General features: G+C 64.5%; 13 protein-coding genes and 1 tRNA gene. 9 read left to right on the top strand and 5 right to left on the bottom strand.

Annotation, left to right across the window (positions count from 1 at the left end; all coding sequences use genetic code 11):
* The first annotated feature begins 105 nt into the window (after positions 1–105).
* Complete coding sequence (locus DYI37_RS15830; RefSeq protein ID WP_116684249.1) at positions 106–3258, top strand: FAD-binding and (Fe-S)-binding domain-containing protein; 3153 nt, start codon at positions 106–108, stop codon at positions 3256–3258.
* On the top strand, positions 3242–3970 hold the full coding sequence (locus DYI37_RS15825) for a GntR family transcriptional regulator (protein ID WP_116684248.1): 729 nt from the start codon (positions 3242–3244) through the stop codon (positions 3968–3970). Before DYI37_RS15830 ends, DYI37_RS15825 begins: the two co-directional genes overlap by 17 nt.
* A gap of 42 nt (positions 3971–4012) precedes the next feature.
* Here the strand turns inward: DYI37_RS15825 and DYI37_RS15820 are convergent, their stop codons facing one another.
* The 5 genes from DYI37_RS15820 to DYI37_RS15800 all read right to left on the bottom strand — a co-directional run bounded on the left by DYI37_RS15820 (position 4013) and on the right by DYI37_RS15800 (position 9168).
* Positions 4013–4816 (bottom strand): enoyl-CoA hydratase, encoded by an 804-nt coding sequence (locus tag DYI37_RS15820; RefSeq protein WP_116684247.1) that lies wholly within the window; start codon positions 4814–4816, stop codon positions 4013–4015.
* The gene (locus DYI37_RS15815; protein ID WP_116684246.1) at positions 4800–5999 is read right to left on the bottom strand and encodes a CaiB/BaiF CoA transferase family protein; all 1200 of its coding nucleotides are present in this window, start codon (positions 5997–5999) and stop codon (positions 4800–4802) included. The genes DYI37_RS15820 and DYI37_RS15815 overlap by 17 nt, the downstream gene beginning before the upstream one ends.
* A gap of 74 nt (positions 6000–6073) precedes the next feature.
* Entirely contained in the window at positions 6074–7354 is a 1281-nt protein-coding gene (locus DYI37_RS15810) for a TRAP transporter large permease (protein ID WP_199520180.1), read from the bottom strand.
* Positions 7351–7962, bottom strand: coding sequence for a TRAP transporter small permease (locus DYI37_RS15805; protein ID WP_116684245.1), 612 nt, complete (start codon positions 7960–7962; stop codon positions 7351–7353). Before DYI37_RS15805 ends, DYI37_RS15810 begins: the two co-directional genes overlap by 4 nt.
* A 228-nt stretch (positions 7963–8190) precedes the next feature.
* Positions 8191–9168 carry a TRAP transporter substrate-binding protein gene (locus DYI37_RS15800; protein WP_116684244.1) on the bottom strand — a complete coding sequence of 326 codons (978 nt, stop codon included), beginning with the start codon at positions 9166–9168 and terminating at the stop codon, positions 8191–8193.
* A gap of 523 nt (positions 9169–9691) precedes the next feature.
* On the opposite strand from DYI37_RS15800, the gene DYI37_RS15795 reads away from it, so the two are divergent.
* The 7 genes from DYI37_RS15795 to DYI37_RS15765 form a co-directional block, all read left to right on the top strand.
* Positions 9692–10432 (top strand): GntR family transcriptional regulator, encoded by a 741-nt coding sequence (locus tag DYI37_RS15795; RefSeq protein ID WP_425365057.1) that lies wholly within the window; start codon positions 9692–9694, stop codon positions 10430–10432.
* Positions 10433–10618: 186 nt separating this feature from the next.
* The gene (locus DYI37_RS15790; RefSeq protein WP_116684242.1) at positions 10619–10966 is read left to right on the top strand and encodes an ArsR/SmtB family transcription factor; all 348 of its coding nucleotides are present in this window, start codon (positions 10619–10621) and stop codon (positions 10964–10966) included.
* Positions 10963–11373, top strand: coding sequence for an arsenate reductase (glutaredoxin) (gene arsC, locus DYI37_RS15785; protein WP_116684241.1), 411 nt, complete (start codon positions 10963–10965; stop codon positions 11371–11373). Before DYI37_RS15790 ends, arsC begins: the two co-directional genes overlap by 4 nt.
* Positions 11370–12095: an arsenical resistance protein ArsH gene (arsH, locus tag DYI37_RS15780; protein ID WP_116684240.1), complete on the top strand. Its 726-nt coding sequence runs from the start codon at positions 11370–11372 to the stop codon at positions 12093–12095. Before arsC ends, arsH begins: the two co-directional genes overlap by 4 nt.
* Positions 12096–12131: 36 nt before the next feature.
* Positions 12132–13436, top strand: coding sequence for an arsenic transporter (locus DYI37_RS15775; RefSeq protein ID WP_116684239.1), 1305 nt, complete (start codon positions 12132–12134; stop codon positions 13434–13436).
* A 530-nt stretch (positions 13437–13966) separates the two neighbouring features.
* Positions 13967–14057, top strand: a tRNA-Ser gene (locus tag DYI37_RS15770).
* Positions 14058–14140: 83 nt separating this feature from the next.
* The coding region (locus DYI37_RS15765; RefSeq protein WP_342634949.1) for a DUF6538 domain-containing protein at positions 14141–15734 on the top strand (1594 nt) is incomplete at its 3' end.

The following is a 15734-nucleotide window of genomic DNA, read 5'->3' as shown; positions in this document are numbered from 1 at the left end:
TTTGCCCCCTTGCGGACGACGCTGATTTCGCCTTTGATTGAATAATGAATTCATAATACAGTCAAGGGGCGTTCGGGCTTCGGGACTGGCGGGGGAGAACATTCGATGGGCGAGACGATCCACTCGGCATTGGGACAGCGGTTGAAGCGCAACGTGGCCGGAGACGTGCTCACGGACCGGTTTTCGCGCGGCCGCTACGCCACCGACGCCTCGATCTACCAGATCATGCCGGCGGCCGTGGTCGTCGCGCGGGGCGCCGACGACATCCTCGCCTCGATGGACGCCGCGCGCCTCGAGGGTCTGCCCATCACCATGCGCGGCGGCGGCACCTCCCAGTGCGGCCAGACCGTCAATTCCGGCGTCATCATCGATACCTCGCGTCATATGAACCGCATCCTCGAACTCGACGTGGCCGGCAGGCGGGCGGTGGTGGAGCCGGGCATCGTGCTCGACGATCTCAACCGCCTCCTGAAGCCGCACGGCCTCTGGTTTCCGGTGGACGTCTCCACCGCCTCGCGGGCGACCATCGGGGGCATGGCCGGCAACAATTCCTGCGGATCGCGCTCGCTGCGCTACGGCACGATGCGCGACAATGTCGTCGCGATCGATGCGATCCTCGCCGACGGCACGCGCTGCGACTTTCGCGAAATTCGTCAGGCGAGCGGCCATGGAAACGGGCGGGAGCAGCCGCCGGCCGATCTCGTCGCCTCCATGCTCGCTCTCGCCGAACGCGAACGCGCCGAGATCGCCTCGCGCTTCCCGGGCGTGCAGCGGCGTGTCGGCGGCTACAATCTCGATGCGCTTCTCGATGGCGGCGAGCCGATCAATCTCGCCCACCTCCTCGTCGGATCGGAGGGAACGCTCGGGATCTCGACGGCGATCGAGATCAAGCTGTCGCCGCTGCCGTCCAAGCACAAGATCCTCGGCGCCTGCCACTTCCCCACCTTCCGCGCCGCCATGGACGCCGCGCAATACATCGTGCCTCTGGGGCCGACCTCGGTCGAGCTCATCGATTCGACGCTGATCTCGCTCGCCGGAAAGATCGACATGTTCGTTCCGACGCTCGATGCCTTCGTGGAAGGGGAGCCTGCGGCGATCCTCTTCGTGGAATTCGCCGATACGCCCGAGGACAACGAGCGTTCGATCGCGCGGCTGACGGAGGTGATGGGCGATCTCGGCTATGCGTTCACGCCGGGGCGGACGGATCGCGGCGGTGTCGTGCCGGTGCGCGACGCGAAACTCCAATCGGCGATCGCGGAGATGCGGGCGGCCGGCCTCAACATCATGATGTCCATGAAGGAGGAGGGCAAACCGGTCTCCTTCGTGGAGGATTGCGCCGTGCCCCTGCCGCATCTGGCCGATTATACGGACCGGCTGACGGCGATCTTCGAGAAGCACGGGACGCGGGGCACGTGGTATGCCCACGCATCCGAAGGCTGCCTTCATGTGCGCCCGGTGCTCAACGTGAAGCTCGAAAAGGACGTCGCTACCATGCGTGCGATCGCCGAGGAGGCCTTCGCACTCGTGCGCGAATACAAGGGCTCCCATTCGGGCGAGCACGGCGACGGGATCGTCCGTTCCGAATTTCACGAGGCGATGTTCGGCTCGCGTCTCGCGCGCGCCTTCGAGGAGGTGAAGAGCGGCTTCGACCCCGAAAACCGTCTCAATCCCGGCAAGATCGTCGCCGCACCGAAGATGGATGACCGCACGCTGATGCGTTATCCGCCTGGCTACCGGGTGGAGGATTTCCAGACGGCCTTCGACTGGTCGGCCTGGCCGGGCGCTGCCGGCGGGCTTCAGGGCGCCGTCGAGATGTGCAACAACAACGGGGCCTGCCGCAAGGCCGTCGGCGGCGTCATGTGCCCGAGTTACCGGGTGACCCGCAACGAGCGGGACGTGACGCGCGGCCGGGCGAACACGCTGCGGCTCGCGCTTTCGGGCCAGCTCGGCGAGGACGCGCTCCTCTCCGACGAGATGGCCGAGACGCTGAAGCTCTGCGTCTCCTGCAAGGCCTGCCGGCGCGAATGCCCGACCGGCGTCGACATGGCGAAGATGAAGTCCGAAGTGCTCCATCAGCGGGCGAAATCCAAGGGATATTCCCTGAAGGACCGGATGATCGCCGGCCTTCCCCGCTATGCGCGTACGGCCGCCGGGATGGGGTCGCTTTTGTCCCTGCGCGAGAAGCTTCCGGGTCTTGCCGGACTTTCGGAAAAGCTGCTCGGCTTTGCCGCCGAGCGCACCCTGCCGGCCTTCCGTCGCGACTGGTTCCGCGATGGCGAGGGCGATGTTCCGCAGGCCGTCCGCACGGGCGGTCGCGCCCCTCGAAAGGATACGACGATCGATGTCCTCGCCGGCGATGCGCCGGACGATGCGATCGCCCTCAACCCCGAGGGCGCCGGAGCCGACACGCGCATGGCCGGCTCTCCGGCGCCCATGCGCGGCGCCGAACGGGGCCGGCATCCCGAGCCAGGCGGTGAGGCGCCGGCCGGTATCGTCCTCTTCGCCGATACCTTCGATCGCTATTTCGAGCCGGACATCCTGCGTGCCGCGGTGAAGGTGCTCTCGCATACGGGATATGCGGTGAGGACCGCGCGCTCGCCGAACAGTCGCCGCCCGCTCTGCTGCGGACGGACCTATCTCGCCACCGGAATGATCGACGAGGCGCGCCGGGAGGCCAAGGCGACGCTCGAAGCGCTGACGCCTCTTCTCGAGGCCGGCCACGTCGTCGTCGGGCTCGAGCCCTCCTGCATTCTGAGCTTCCGGGACGAGTTTCCGGCGCTCCTTCCGGGCAAGGATGCAGAACGGCTCGCCGTGCGCTCGTTCCTTCTCGAGGAGTTCCTGGCTTCGGAGGCCGAGGCCGGTCGTCTCTCGCTTCCCTTCGATGGCCTCGCGCGCACCGTGAAGCTGCACGGCCATTGTCACCAGAAGAGTTTCGGGGCGATGCCGGCCGTCGAGAAGGCCCTTCGCCTCGTTCCGGGGCTCGATCTCGAAGTGATCGAATCCTCCTGTTGCGGCATGGCCGGTGCCTTCGGCTACGATGCCGAGACGATCGAGGTGTCGAAGGCCATGGGTGAGTTGTCGCTGCTTCCGGCGGTGCGGGCGGCCCCGCAGGACGCGATCATCGCGGCCGACGGAACGTCGTGCCGGCACCAGATCGCGGACGGGGCCGGGCGCAAGGCTCTTCACGTGGCGCAGATTCTAGCCGATGCTCTCGCCGGGAACGAGAGTGCGAAGGGCGGCGATGACGCAAAGAGGTGAGGACTATGCCATCGAGGCGGTCGCCAGACCGTCTCTTTCGTCGGAGCTCGTCGAGCGTATGCGCGAGATGATCCTCGAAGGCGAGCTCGAGGCGGGAAAGAAGGTGCCGGAGCGCCGCCTGACCGAACTCTTCGGCGTCTCCCGCACGCCCTTGCGCGAAGCGATCAAAATCCTCGCCCACGAGGGCTATGTCGCCCTCGTTCCAAATCGCGGGGCCGTCGTCGCCGAGGACGACGAGGCAGAGATCGACGAGCTGTTTCCCATTCTGGCAGCCCTCGAGGGCTTGGCCGGCGAACTTGCGGCCTTGCGTGCGGACGAGGCGATGATCGGAGAGATCACCGAGCGCACGGATGCCCTGCGCCGCAGTTTCGAGAGCCGGGACCGCCTCGTCTATTTCGAGACCAACCAGGCGATCCACGACGGATTGCTGGAGGCGTCCGGCAACCGGTCGCTCATCCGCCAGCACGGCCTCATCGCGCGCCGGATCTTTCGCGCGCGCTATCAGGCCAATCTGTCGGAGATCCGCTGGCGCGAGGCGATCGAGGAGCACGAGGCGATGAGCGCCGCACTGAAGCGCCGCGATCCGGAAGGCCTCGGCCGCACGATGCGCGCCCATCTGATGAACAAGCTGCGCTCGATACGCGAGGGGCGGGAGGCAAAGCGAAAGGGCAGCGAGGCCCGGACCGCCGCCTCGGCTGGCGAATTCGCCTGAGGGCGGAGCCGGGACCCTGCCTGAAGTTGCCTCGCGCTGCCGCTACCGGCCCTTCCAAGCGGGTTTGCGCTTGGCGAGAAACGCGTCGACGCCTTCCGCGAAATCGGCGCTGCCATAGACGCGCTCGATCCAGTCCGCATCTTCGGGCGGTGTCGCCTTGAGGCGCAGGAACAGGGCCCGGCTCGCGGCGATGGTGAGCGGGGCGGCGCTCGTCAGCTTGCCGAGCTGCTTCTCGACCACCCCATCGATCTCCTCCCTGGAGGCGAGGAACGAGGCAAAGCCGATCTGATAGGCGCGTTCGCCGTCCATCATCTGGGAGAGGAGAAGCAGCGCCTTGGCCTGGGCGAGGCCGAGCACCCGTTCGAGCCGTGCGAGATTGCCGGCCGAGAGGCAATTGCCGAGGGTCTGCGCGATCGGCACGCCGAACCGCGCATCCGGCGTCGTGATGCGGATATCGCAGGCAGCCGCCATTGCGAGCCCGCCACCGACCGCCGCGCCTTCCACGACGGCGAGCGTCGGTGCGGGCAGGCTCTCGATCCGAGCGATCGTCGCATCGATGCGCTTTTCGTAGTCGAGCCCGTCGCGGCCACTCTTGAACGCGGTGAATTCCGAAATGTCGGTTCCTGCGACGAAGGTGCCTTCCGCGCCTCTGAACACGATCGCCTTCAGGTCCTCGCGCGCCTCCAGCTCGTCGCAGATCTCGGCGAGCCGTCCATACATGTGGAAGGTCATGGCATTGCGGGCCTTCGGCCGCGCGAACGTCACATGGGCGACGTCGCCGCGATAGTCGAGGTGGACCTCGCCGCGCCGCTCGCTCTCGCTCTTCACGTCACGCGCTTCGGACATTGTTCGCCTCCTTCCCGCTGGGGCCGAGACCGAGTTCGGCGAGGATTTCGTCGCGGTGTTCGTTGAGAAGCGGGGGATGCCTGCGCACCTGCTGCGGGGTGCCGCGCAGCTTGACCGGGAACCCGATATTGTTGACCCGGCCCTCGACCGGATGATCGATCGGCATCACCATCTCGCGCGCTTCGGCATGGGGATTGCCGAGCGCTTCGGAATAGTCCTGGATCGATCCGGCCGGAATGCCGGCGGCGAGCAGCGTCTCCACCCAGTCTTCGCGGGTGCGCGTCAGGAGAACGGTTTCGAGCTCCTCGATCAGCGCGATCCGGTTCTTCAGGCGTAGTGCATTGGTCGAGTAGTCGGGATGATCGACGAGATCGGAGCGATCGAGCAGGTCGCAGAGCTTGGCGAACATGCGGTCGTTGTTGGCCCCGAGCACGAAATAGCCGTCCTTGGCGCGGACGGCCTGATAGGGCGCGGCCATCTGGTTCGCGGTGCCGGTCCGTTCGGGGATCGTGCCCGTTCCCCAGTAGTTGCAGATGTCCCAGATCGCGAAGGACAGGCCCGCCTCGTAGAGCGATGCGTCGATATACTGGCCCTTGCCGCTTTTCTCCCGGCCGATGAAGGCACTGAGAACGGCGTAGACGGTGAAGAGCGCGCATCCGATATCGGCGAGCGGGGCGCCGGATTTCGCCGGCGGGCTGTCGGGATGACCGGTGATCGACATGACGCCGGAGGCGGCCTGGGCCATCAGGTCGAAGCCCGGCCGCTTCCACCAGGGGCCGGTCTGCCCGAAGCCGGAGATCGAGGCGTAGATGATCTTCGGATTGATCTTTGAGATCGCGTCGTAGTCGATGCCGAGCTTCTTCATGACGCCCGGCCGATAGTTCTCGATGATGACGTCGGCTGTCTTGGAGAGTTCGAAGAAGACGTTACGGTCCTCCTCGGCCTTCAGGTCGAGGACGATCGAACGCTTGTTGCGATTGAGGTTGATGAAGCCGAGGCTGTCGTCGCCCTGAAGCTTGAAGCCCATGGAACTGCGGGTCTGATCGCCCGTCGGCGGCTCCACCTTGATGACGTCGGCCCCCAGATCCCCGAGGAGCATGCAGGCGAAGGGGCCGGCCATGACCTGGCTGACATCGATCACGCGGATGCCTTCGAGGGGGAGGCGGTCGCTGTCCGCATTCATGGATATGTCGTCCTTTCGAAAGCTCGCCGGCACGACCGCTCCTTCTCGGAGAGGCCGTGCCGTGAGTGTTCGGATCAGTAGAAGATGTGGACCAGGAAGAGGGAGATCCCGGGCAGGTAGGTGCAGATCAGGAGCAGCGCGAGCAGCGCGGCGATGAACGGCAGGTTGACCTTGGTCGTCTCCCAGATGTCCGATTTCGCGATCGAACAGGCCGCGATGAGAACCGATGCGACCGGCGGCGTCTGCTGCCCGATGGCAAGGTTCAGCGTCACGACGAGGCCGAAATGGACCGGATCGATGCCGGCGGCCAGAACGATCGGCATCACGATCGGAACCACGAGGATGATCGCGGCCGCCGAATGCAGGAACATGCCGAGAAGCAGGAAGGCGATGTTCAGCATCAGGAGGATGAGATACTTGTTGTCCGTGACGCTGGCGATGCTCATGGCGAGCTTCTGCGGCACCTGCGCCTCGGTGAGGAAGCCGCCGATGAGGTAGGAGGCGGCGACGAGAAGCATCACAACGGCCGTCTGCAGGCCGCTGTCGACCAGCGCCTTGTAGAGCGAGCCGATATCGAATTCGCGGTAGACGACGATCGAGATGAAGAGGGCCGCCACGACCGCGAGTGCCGCGCCCTCGGTGGCTGTGACGATGCCGCCGAAGATGCCGCCGAGGATGATGACCGGAAGCATCAGGGCCCAGCCGGCTTCCTTGAAGCGGAGCCAGACATTGGAGATCTCGAAGCGTTCCTCAATGGGGAAGTTGTAGCGACGCGCCTGCACGTAGGCGGCGACCGCGAGGCAGATCGCGCCGACGATGCCCGGGCCGAAACCCGCGACGAACATCTTCACCACCGATTGCTGCGCCATGACCGCGTAGAGGATCATCGGGATCGACGGCGGCAGGATGATCGCCAGGCTCGATGCCGACGAGCAGATGGCGGCCGAGAATTCCTTCGAATACCCCTTGCGACGCATGGCCGGGATGAGGATCGAACCAAGCGCTGCGACGCCCGCGACGGCGGAGCCGGAGATCTCGGCGAAGAACATCGAGGCGCCGATCACCACGAAGGAGAGGCCGCCGCGAACGAAGCCGACGAGGGCGGAGGCGAAGGCGACGAGCCTCTTCGAGATGGAAGAGGCGTTCATGATCGAGCCGGCGAGGACGAAGAGCGGGATCGCCAGAAGCGGGAAGCTCGAGGCTCCCTCATACATGGTGAGAGCCATGTTGGGCAGCATGTCCGCACCCTGGACGGCCACGATCGCGACGATCGCGACGATGCCGAGCGCCACCGCGATCGGGACGTTCAGAAGGGCAAGCGCGAACATGCCGATGAGCATGTAACCAATGGTCATGAGATGCCTCCCGTTCCCTTGTCCTTGCCATGGCGCGCGTCGGTGGACACGGGCTCGGCGCCGCTCGGCTGCTGGACCTCGTCCACATGGCCGCCGAGCGCCTCTTTCAATTCGTGATCCATGAAATTGCCGCGCCGCGCGTCCTCGATCATCTCGGGGGTGCGCATGGCTTCCGCGATCATGAAGAGGACCGCGCCGAGCGGAATGATGCCCTGGGTGATCTGCACCGATACCGAGGGCAGCGAGGTCATCGTCATTCCGTCGAGGATGACGAGCACTTCCCAGCCGGCATAGGCGAGAAGGATGAAGAAGCCGAAGACGCAGAGTTCCGCGAGGATGACCGAGGCGACCCTCAGGTTCTGCGGCAGCGCGTTGACGAGGCCGGGGAAGCCGATATGCGCGCCCTTCGCGGCCGCGAGCGCGCTGCCGAAATAGGTCATCCAGACGAGGCCGACCGAGGCCACCTCGTCATACCAGGAGAGCGAAGCGTCCATGTAGCGAAAGACCGTCCCGGCGATGATCAGGACGGTCAGTGCCGCCACGATGAGGCCGGTGATGGCTTCGAGCAGGCGCTGATAGGAGCGTCTGACCAGTTGAAGCGATTGCATGGAGTTATCCAAGTGTGATGGAGCGATCGAAGCGCCGCGTTCCGCTTGCCCCTCCCGCAGGACAAGCGGGATCGAGCCGATGGGCGACACTGCGCCAACGGTGCGGAACGAGATGCGAGAAGGGGAAGACTATCGTCTGCGTCCGGTCCGGCCCCTTGCGGGATCGATCCAGGATCAATGCGCTCACGGGCACCCGCTCGGCGGCGGATGCCCGTGACGGGTCCGCGCTTACTGCCCTGCGAGAGACTGGGCCTTGTCGATCATGGCCTGCGAGCCTTCGACCGAGGAAGCGAACTGCTCGTAGATCGGCTTGCTGGCCTCGATGAAGGCCTCGCGGTCGACCTCGTTGACCTGCATGCCCGCATCGATCAGCTTCTGCAGAAGCTCCTCGTCGAGCTGGGCGGCGATCTCGTAGACCCGATCCTGCATCTCCACGGCGGTTTCCGTCAGGATCTGCTGAACCTCGGGGTCGAGGCGGCCGAAGCTGCGTCCCGCCGTGACATAGGCCGGCGTGTAGACGTGATTGCTCTTCGACAGGTAGTCCTGCACCTCGTAGAGACGCGAGGGATAGATCTGGGCGTAAGGGTTTTCCTGCCCGTCCATTACGCCGGTCTGCAGAGCGACGAACACCTCCGAAAAGGCCATCGGGCTCGGGGTCGCGCCATAGGCCTCGAACATCTTCACGCGCCATTCGCCGCTCGGCGTGCGCAGCTTGATGCCCTTCAGATCCTCTGGCTTCACGATCGGATGGCGATTGTTGGTGATCTGCCGGAAGCCGTTCTCCCAGACGCCGAGGACCTTGAAGCCCGACTCTTCGGCGACAGGTGCCATTTCGGGCATCACCACCTCGTCGCGGATCTTCGCCATGTGCTCGCGGTCGTTCACGAGATAAGGCATGTCGAACAGGCCGAAGATCGGGATCTGCGAGGACATGACGGAGGAGGGCAAAGCGAGATCGACCGTGCCGAGCTTCAGCTTCTGCAGCATTGCATTGTCGTTGCCGAGCTGGCTCGACCCGTAGACGACGACCTTCGCCTTGTCGCCGAGCTTCTCGTTCGCCTTCTCGGCGAACTCTTCGGCGCTGAGCGCGAAGAGCGAGCCGGGCTCGCCCACATGGCCGAATTTGACTTCCGTCTGGGCGAGGGCCGCCGACGTCGTGCCGAGAGCGATCGTCAGACCGATCGCGAGAATGCCACCGAATTTCATGGAGTTCCTCCCTGTAGATCCCGATGCGGTATCTCGCCCTTGTCGCCGGATGGCGGGCGAGGCCGCGATGGATGGGGACGGCGCTCGAGAACGCTCCCCCCTCTCGAAGGCGTATCTCCCAATACGCCCTTTCGGCCGGCGGCGATCCGCTCGCCGATTCCCGGACACATCCGGTGATCGGCATTCGAACCCCCGCGATTTACGACGGCCTTCAAACTTTATAATGTATAAAATATGCGGCGAGTCAACCGGCGGTTCGTAAGGTTGCAAGCCTTCTGCGGGCCCAGTGCGAGGAGAGGAGGCGTGGGTCGAGGGAAAGGTCGCATCGGACCCGTCGAATGGGTCGCGGAACAGAACCGAGCCGGCCTTCGAAGAGTGTGCTAAGCCGCTTTGGCGCGCCGGAACGGTCGCTTCGCCAGCACGCATGCACATGCTATCGCAGGTCGTCGCGGCATCGATTCGCGGCGGTTGCGTCCGATCGGTGCCGGGGCAGGTCTCGCGCCGTCCCGAAGGAGTTGAGAGAATGAGCAGAACGGGACCGAGAATGGCGACGATCGAAGGCAAGGAGGGCACGGGCAGCCTGCGGACGGGCCAGACGATCCGCCGGAACTATCTGCACGATACGGCCGCGACGCGGTTGCGCGAGATGATCCGCTCCGGCGCCTTCAAGCCCGGAGATCGCATCAACGAGGGCGATCTCGCGGTCTCCTTCGGCATTTCGCGCACGCCCATGCGCGAGGCGATCAAGATGCTGGCGGCGGAGGATCTCCTCGAGATCCTGCCCAATTACGGTCCGCGCGTGCGCCTGATCGATCGGGCCGAGCTCGTCGAGATGCTCGAGATCATCGCCATACTGGAGGCGACGGCCGGCGAGCGGGCCTGCGCGCTCGTCAACGATGCGGATATCGAAGAGCTTCAACGCCTCCACGATGCGATGCTCGACGCCTGGAAGGCGGGAGACAAGGCCGGCTATTTCGACCGAAACCGCCAGATCCACGATGCGATCGTCCGCCTGTCCGGCAATACGACGCTTCAGCGCATCTATCATTCGCTCTCGGGACGCATCCAGGTCGCCCGCTACTCCTCGAACAAGACGGACGAGCAGTGGAAGAGGGCGGTCGGCGAACATGAAGCCATGCTGCGCTTCCTGCGCGAGCGCGATGCCGCAAGCCTCTTCTCGGTGATGCGCGACCATGTTCGCAGTCAGGAAAACGTCATCGCTCTGGCTTATGGCGTCGAAGCCGACGCGGCCCGACGGGCGTAGTCGCGGCGGTGTTCTGCCGGCACGCGCATGCGTGACGAGTTCGATGAAGATCCGGCACTAAGTCTCTGACGAATAATCGCAATGCCGCTTCCGGTCTTGTCCGGTGGTCGGCGTCGCTCGGCCGGCAAGCTCCACCATGTCGCCGCTTCGTTTGCATTATGCGACTATATTTGCAATATCGTATGAATGATCGACGACCGTGCCGTGACCGCCCTTGCCGCCCTTGCCCATGCCGATCGCCTGGCGGCCTTTCGCATGCTCGTGCGCGCGGGACCCGGCGGCATGCCATCCGGCGAGATCGCCGAGGCGCTCGCCATTCCCGCAACCCGCACGAGCTTTCACCTCGCGGCTTTGGAGCGGGCAGGGCTGCTGCGTTCCTCACGCGATGGGCGCCGCATTCTCTACTCGGCGAACTACGAGGAAATGCGCGCGCTTCTCGCCTTCCTCACCGAGGATTGCTGCGGCGGAAAGCCGGAAATCTGTGCGGGGCTCGGCGATTTGACGAGCATCTGCCAACCGAAGGTCTCTTCATGAGCATCCAGATCTACCACAACCCCGCCTGCGGCACGTCCCGCAACGCGCTCGAGATGATCCGCCTGTCCGGAGAGGAGCCGGAGATCGTGGAATATCTGAAGACCCCTCCGAGCCGGGAGCGGCTCGTGGAACTCGTCGGCCTGATGGGCATCCGGCCCCGCGATCTCCTGCGCGAGAAGGGGACGCCCTATGCCGAACTCGGCCTCGGCGACGAGAGCCTGTCCGGCGACGACCTTCTCGATGCGATGATCGCCCATCCGATCCTCATCAATCGGCCGATCGTCGTCACCGAAAAGGGCGCAGCTCTCTGCCGGCCATCGGAGAGAGTGCTTGCGCTTCTCGACAATCCAGTCGCCTCCTTCACCAAGGAAGACGGCGAACACGTCTCCGCGGCGTCGGCGACATGACGTCCGGTTCGCCGGCCGACCTGCCGAGCGCGATGGACGAAGCTCTGCGCCCGATCGATGCTGCAGCCCTTGCCGCGCCGGGCAGCCCGATGCATGCGCCCCGCATTCTCGTTCTCTACGGCTCGATCCGCGAGAGGTCCTATTCGCGCCTCCTGTCCGAGGAAGCGGGCCGCCTCCTCGCATGGTTCGGCTGCGAGGTCCGGACGTTCGACCCGACCGGCCTGCCGCTTCCCGATGGCGCCGAGCCGGACCATCCGAAGGTGAGCGAACTGCGCGATCTGGCGGACTGGTCGGAAGGCATGGTCTGGGTCAGTCCCGAGCGCCACGGCGCGATGACGGGCATCATGAAGGCGCAGATCGACTGGATCCCGCTCGCCCTCGGCGCCAAGCGCCCGACACAGGGCAAGACGCTCGCGGTGATGGAGGTCTCCGGCGGTTCTCAATCGTTCAATGCCGTCAACCAGATGCGCATCCTTGGCCGCTGGATGCGCATGGTCACGATTCCGAACCAGTCCTCGGTCGCGAAGGCGTTTCTGGAATTCGACGAGGCGGGGCGCATGAAACCCTCCGCCTATTATGCCCGTGTCGTCGATGTCTGCGAGGAACTCGTGAAGTTCACATGGCTGATGCGCGGTCGCGGCGACTATCTGACGGACCGTTATTCCGAACGCGCCGAGGATGCCACCGCCCTGTCCGAACGCGTGAACCAGCGCTCGCTCTGACCCCCTTCATCCCCGCCTGTCAGCTTTCGGACGACCATGCTCGCTCTTGCCATCTTCATCGTCACCCTCGTCTTCGTCATCTGGCAGCCGAAGGGCCTCGGCATCGGATGGTCGGCGCTCGCCGGGGCGGCCGTCGCGCTCGCAACCGGCGTGGTCGACTGGGGCGATGTCGGAACGGTCTGGCACATCGTCTGGGATGCGACCTTCACCTTCGTCGCCCTCATCGTCATCTCGCTGATCCTCGACGAGGCGGGCTTCTTCTCATGGGCAGCGCTGCACGTCATCCGCTGGGGCAAGGGCAGGGGCCATCGTCTCTTTCCCCTGATCATCCTGCTCGGCGCCGTGATCGCCGCCTTCTTCGCCAATGACGGCGCGGCCCTTCTTCTTACGCCCATCGTTCTCGCCATCCTCCTGAGGCTTGAGGTCCCGGCCGCAGGTGCGTTCGCTTTCACCATCGCCTGCGGCTTCGTCGCAGACACGGCGAGCCTGCCCCTCGTCGTCTCGAACCTCGTGAACATCGTCACGGCGAACTTCTTCGGCGTCTCGTTCGATCGCTATGCGGCGGTGATGGTACCGGTCAATTTCGTCTCGGTGATCGCGACGATCGGCGTTCTCTGGCTCTGCTTCCGCAAGGATATCCCGGTCTCCTATCCGTTGGAGCGCCTCGAAGAGCCCCGTTCGGCCATCGCGGACCACGCGGTTTTCCGCGCGGCCTTTCCCCTGCTCGCCCTTCTTCTCGTCGCCTATTTCGTGACCGGCCAACTCGGCCTGCCCATCGCCTTCGTCACGGGCGCGGCGGCGGTCCTGCTCCTTGCGGTCGCGGGGCGCTGGTGGTCCGGCGGCCGAGGCGCGGTGGTGGATCTCAAACGGGTTCTCGCCGACGCTCCCTGGCAGATCGTCCTCTTCTCGATCGGCATGTATCTGGTGGTCTACGGCCTCGGAAATGCGGGACTGACCGAGATCGCATCCAGCGTCCTTTCCTGGCTTGCCGCCGAGGGAGACCTTGCTGCGACCGTCGGAACCGGCGTCGTCGTCGCCGCGCTTGCCTCGATCATGAACAATCTGCCGGCGACACTCGTCGGCGCGCTCGCCATCGACAGGGTAGACGTCGCCCCGATGACGCGCGATCTGATGATCTACGCGAATGTCGTCGGCAACGATCTCGGCCCGAAATTCACGCCCATCGGCTCGCTCGCGACCCTTCTCTGGCTTCACGTTCTCGCCGGAAAGGGCCAGCGCATCAGCTGGGGACAGTATGTGAAGGTGGGCGTGGTCCTCACCCCGCCGGTCCTCATCCTGACGCTGATGGCGCTCTGGCTCTGGCTCCCGCTCATATCCTGACGAGGGTGCCTGGGTCCGCCCGGTTCTTGCGAGCCACGGACTCAATTCAGGTGATGGGTCCGAGCGTCCGGCTTTCCGCTGACGTGACGGATGGTCCGAAAACCGGGACCAGTTTTCGATCCTATGCTCTCTGTCTCCCGATGCCGTCGGCGGAGAGCGGTTGAAGACCACATCTTGAGTTGAAGCCCCCATTTCGATGTGTACGCCGAGGCTTCTTCTTTGATGTGAAAGCCGAGGCCGCTTCGTCCGAAGAATGGCGCCGAAAGCCAACTGTCTCCGGCCTTTCGCAAAGCACTTCGCCGCCGGCTCCGACGGCAGGACGCCGCGAAGCGTCCGGCAGATTTCGTGCCTCCGACACGGCGATCCGAAAAACACGCCATTGGCGAACCTCTCCACTTGTCATCCGCCCCATCATCTTGGTAAGGAGCCGGCGCGCTTCCAACCGAAGCGCACGACCTGCATCCTCGGCAATCCGGCAAGACGACGCCGGCCATCCGAGCGTTGCGAACCCGCCCATGCGGGAACCTCGTGGAGAGGTGGCAGAGTGGTCGAATGCACCGCACTCGAAATGCGGCATACGTTAATAGCGTATCGGGGGTTCGAATCCCCCCCTCTCCGCCATGGATTTTCCACTCTCCGCCATTTAAAATCCCGCTTATTCACGCATTCGACCCGATCGACACACCCGTTTTGGGAGTGTGGGAATGTCGGTTTTGGCTGGTGTATCGTCCGGTGTATCGTGCCGTGTATCGCGTGGGGGGTCACCGAAGCGGACCGAATCGGACGTCAATCGACGCGGGGCGGGTCCTTTTCTCGTCCGGTCCGGGACGATCTATCTCTTTCAGGTCCGCCTTCCGAAGGATCTTGGTGGCGGTCGCTCGAGGCCGCCGATCCGTATCAGTCTCGGCGCCTGTTCGGCGCGCGAGGCACGGCGCAAAGCCGACCTCCTTGCAGCTCACGCACGGGGGCGGTTCGATGAACTGAGAGGCAGACGATTGGCTGGAAGCAAAGATGAGGACGGCGGGCCAGTGGAGGACAGGACGCCGACCTTCTCAGGAGAAACCTCGGAAGAGGCGCTGGTCGAGATGCGGGGATGGCTGAAGGCGTATCATTCCTTCATCGCTGGCGAGGCTCCCCGCCCGAGCCCGGAAGAAGAAGCTTCGTTCGAGGGAATGCGCGGGCTTGTCGCCATCGCGCGCGAGATCGCCAAAGGCTCCGAAGGCAATCCGCTGATTGTCGACAGTGCGGATATTCTGAAAGAAAAGTACGTCGACAAGTTCATGGCGACGGCGACGTCCGCAGACGCGATCAAGTCCGCAGATGCGAAGCCAGCTCCTGTGATGGCGCCTCAAGCTGCCGCTCAGGCGATTGAAACTCCGGCGGCAGCCGCTCCGCAAACGATGACCGACGCTCGGCAGGGCTTGTCGACGCCCTCACCAATGCAGGAACCGCTGGACGAGCATGGACAGAAGATCCCTGCATTCAAGCTTGATCGCCGCTTCGTGCAGCGTCCGGCCTCGACGATGCCGCTTTTCAGCGAAGTCTCGGACGACTATCTGGCGGCCCGGGAGGATGCTTCCGGGGGTAAGAACAAGGATCTCAAGACAGCCCGCTTTCGGCGGGACCTCTTCATCGAGCTGATCGGAGACCATCCCGTCGACACATATGACGGGTCCGACCTTCAGGCCTATATCAGTCTCCTGACCTTCTGGCCCGCCAGCGTCGCGGAACGTCCAAAGCACTTGACGGCGCGCGAGATCATCGACCGCAACCGCGATCTCCACGCCAAGCCGCTGGCGCGCAAGGCGCTTCAGGAGGGCTATGTCAGCATCGTCAAGACGATGATCGGTTACAAGGTCGCGACGCTCGGCTACAACAACCCGTTCACGTATGTTCGGGTCTGGTGGCCGAACACGGCGGCGCCTCCCGTTTCGGCCGAGCCTCTGAGCGCGGAAAAGATTTCCGCGATCTTCAAGGTCGGGGTTGAGAGCGGGCTTCTCGACAATGCCTTGCTTCCACTGCTCGGGCACTTGACCGGACGACGTCTCGGCCTGCTCATTCACCTGAAAGGTCACGACTTCCGCGAGAAGTATCACGGCGTTCACGTGGCGCAGACATCCGGGATCACGCAGATCAACGGCGTCTGGAAGCGTGTCCCATACAAAACGAATGCGAGCACGAACTTCTTCGTTCTCAACGACTTTCTCGATGAGATCGGCTTCGTGCATTGGGCGAAGGGGCTGGGCGACGCTTTCCTGTTTCCCGAACTCATGCGCCTTGCCGATCCGAGCAAGAGCG

It is taken from the genome of Fulvimarina endophytica (assembly GCF_003403015.1).
Classification (GTDB): Bacteria; Pseudomonadota; Alphaproteobacteria; order Rhizobiales; family Rhizobiaceae; genus Fulvimarina; species Fulvimarina endophytica.
The sequence above is the reverse complement of the archived record's forward strand: the minus strand, read 5'-3'. Positions and strand labels throughout refer to the sequence as shown.

What these genes read in the sequence shown, in the direction of transcription:
- DYI37_RS15825 (WP_116684248.1), top strand. Translation starts at nt 3,242, where the DNA reads ATGACGCAAAGAGGTGAGGACTATGCCATCGAGGCGGTCGCCAGACCG.
- DYI37_RS15795 (WP_425365057.1), top strand. Translation starts at nt 9,692, where the DNA reads ATGAGCAGAACGGGACCGAGAATGGCGACGATCGAAGGCAAGGAGGGC.
- DYI37_RS15800 (WP_116684244.1), bottom strand. Translation starts at nt 9,168, where the DNA reads ATGAAATTCGGTGGCATTCTCGCGATCGGTCTGACGATCGCTCTCGGC.
- arsC (WP_116684241.1), top strand. Translation starts at nt 10,963, where the DNA reads ATGAGCATCCAGATCTACCACAACCCCGCCTGCGGCACGTCCCGCAAC.
- DYI37_RS15790 (WP_116684242.1), top strand. Translation starts at nt 10,619, where the DNA reads ATGATCGACGACCGTGCCGTGACCGCCCTTGCCGCCCTTGCCCATGCC.
- DYI37_RS15815 (WP_116684246.1), bottom strand. Translation starts at nt 5,999, where the DNA reads ATGAATGCGGACAGCGACCGCCTCCCCCTCGAAGGCATCCGCGTGATC.
- DYI37_RS15820 (WP_116684247.1), bottom strand. Translation starts at nt 4,816, where the DNA reads ATGTCCGAAGCGCGTGACGTGAAGAGCGAGAGCGAGCGGCGCGGCGAG.
- arsH (WP_116684240.1), top strand. Translation starts at nt 11,370, where the DNA reads ATGACGTCCGGTTCGCCGGCCGACCTGCCGAGCGCGATGGACGAAGCT.
- DYI37_RS15805 (WP_116684245.1), bottom strand. Translation starts at nt 7,962, where the DNA reads ATGCAATCGCTTCAACTGGTCAGACGCTCCTATCAGCGCCTGCTCGAA.
- DYI37_RS15775 (WP_116684239.1), top strand. Translation starts at nt 12,132, where the DNA reads ATGCTCGCTCTTGCCATCTTCATCGTCACCCTCGTCTTCGTCATCTGG.
- DYI37_RS15810 (WP_199520180.1), bottom strand. Translation starts at nt 7,354, where the DNA reads ATGACCATTGGTTACATGCTCATCGGCATGTTCGCGCTTGCCCTTCTG.
- DYI37_RS15830 (WP_116684249.1), top strand. Translation starts at nt 106, where the DNA reads ATGGGCGAGACGATCCACTCGGCATTGGGACAGCGGTTGAAGCGCAAC.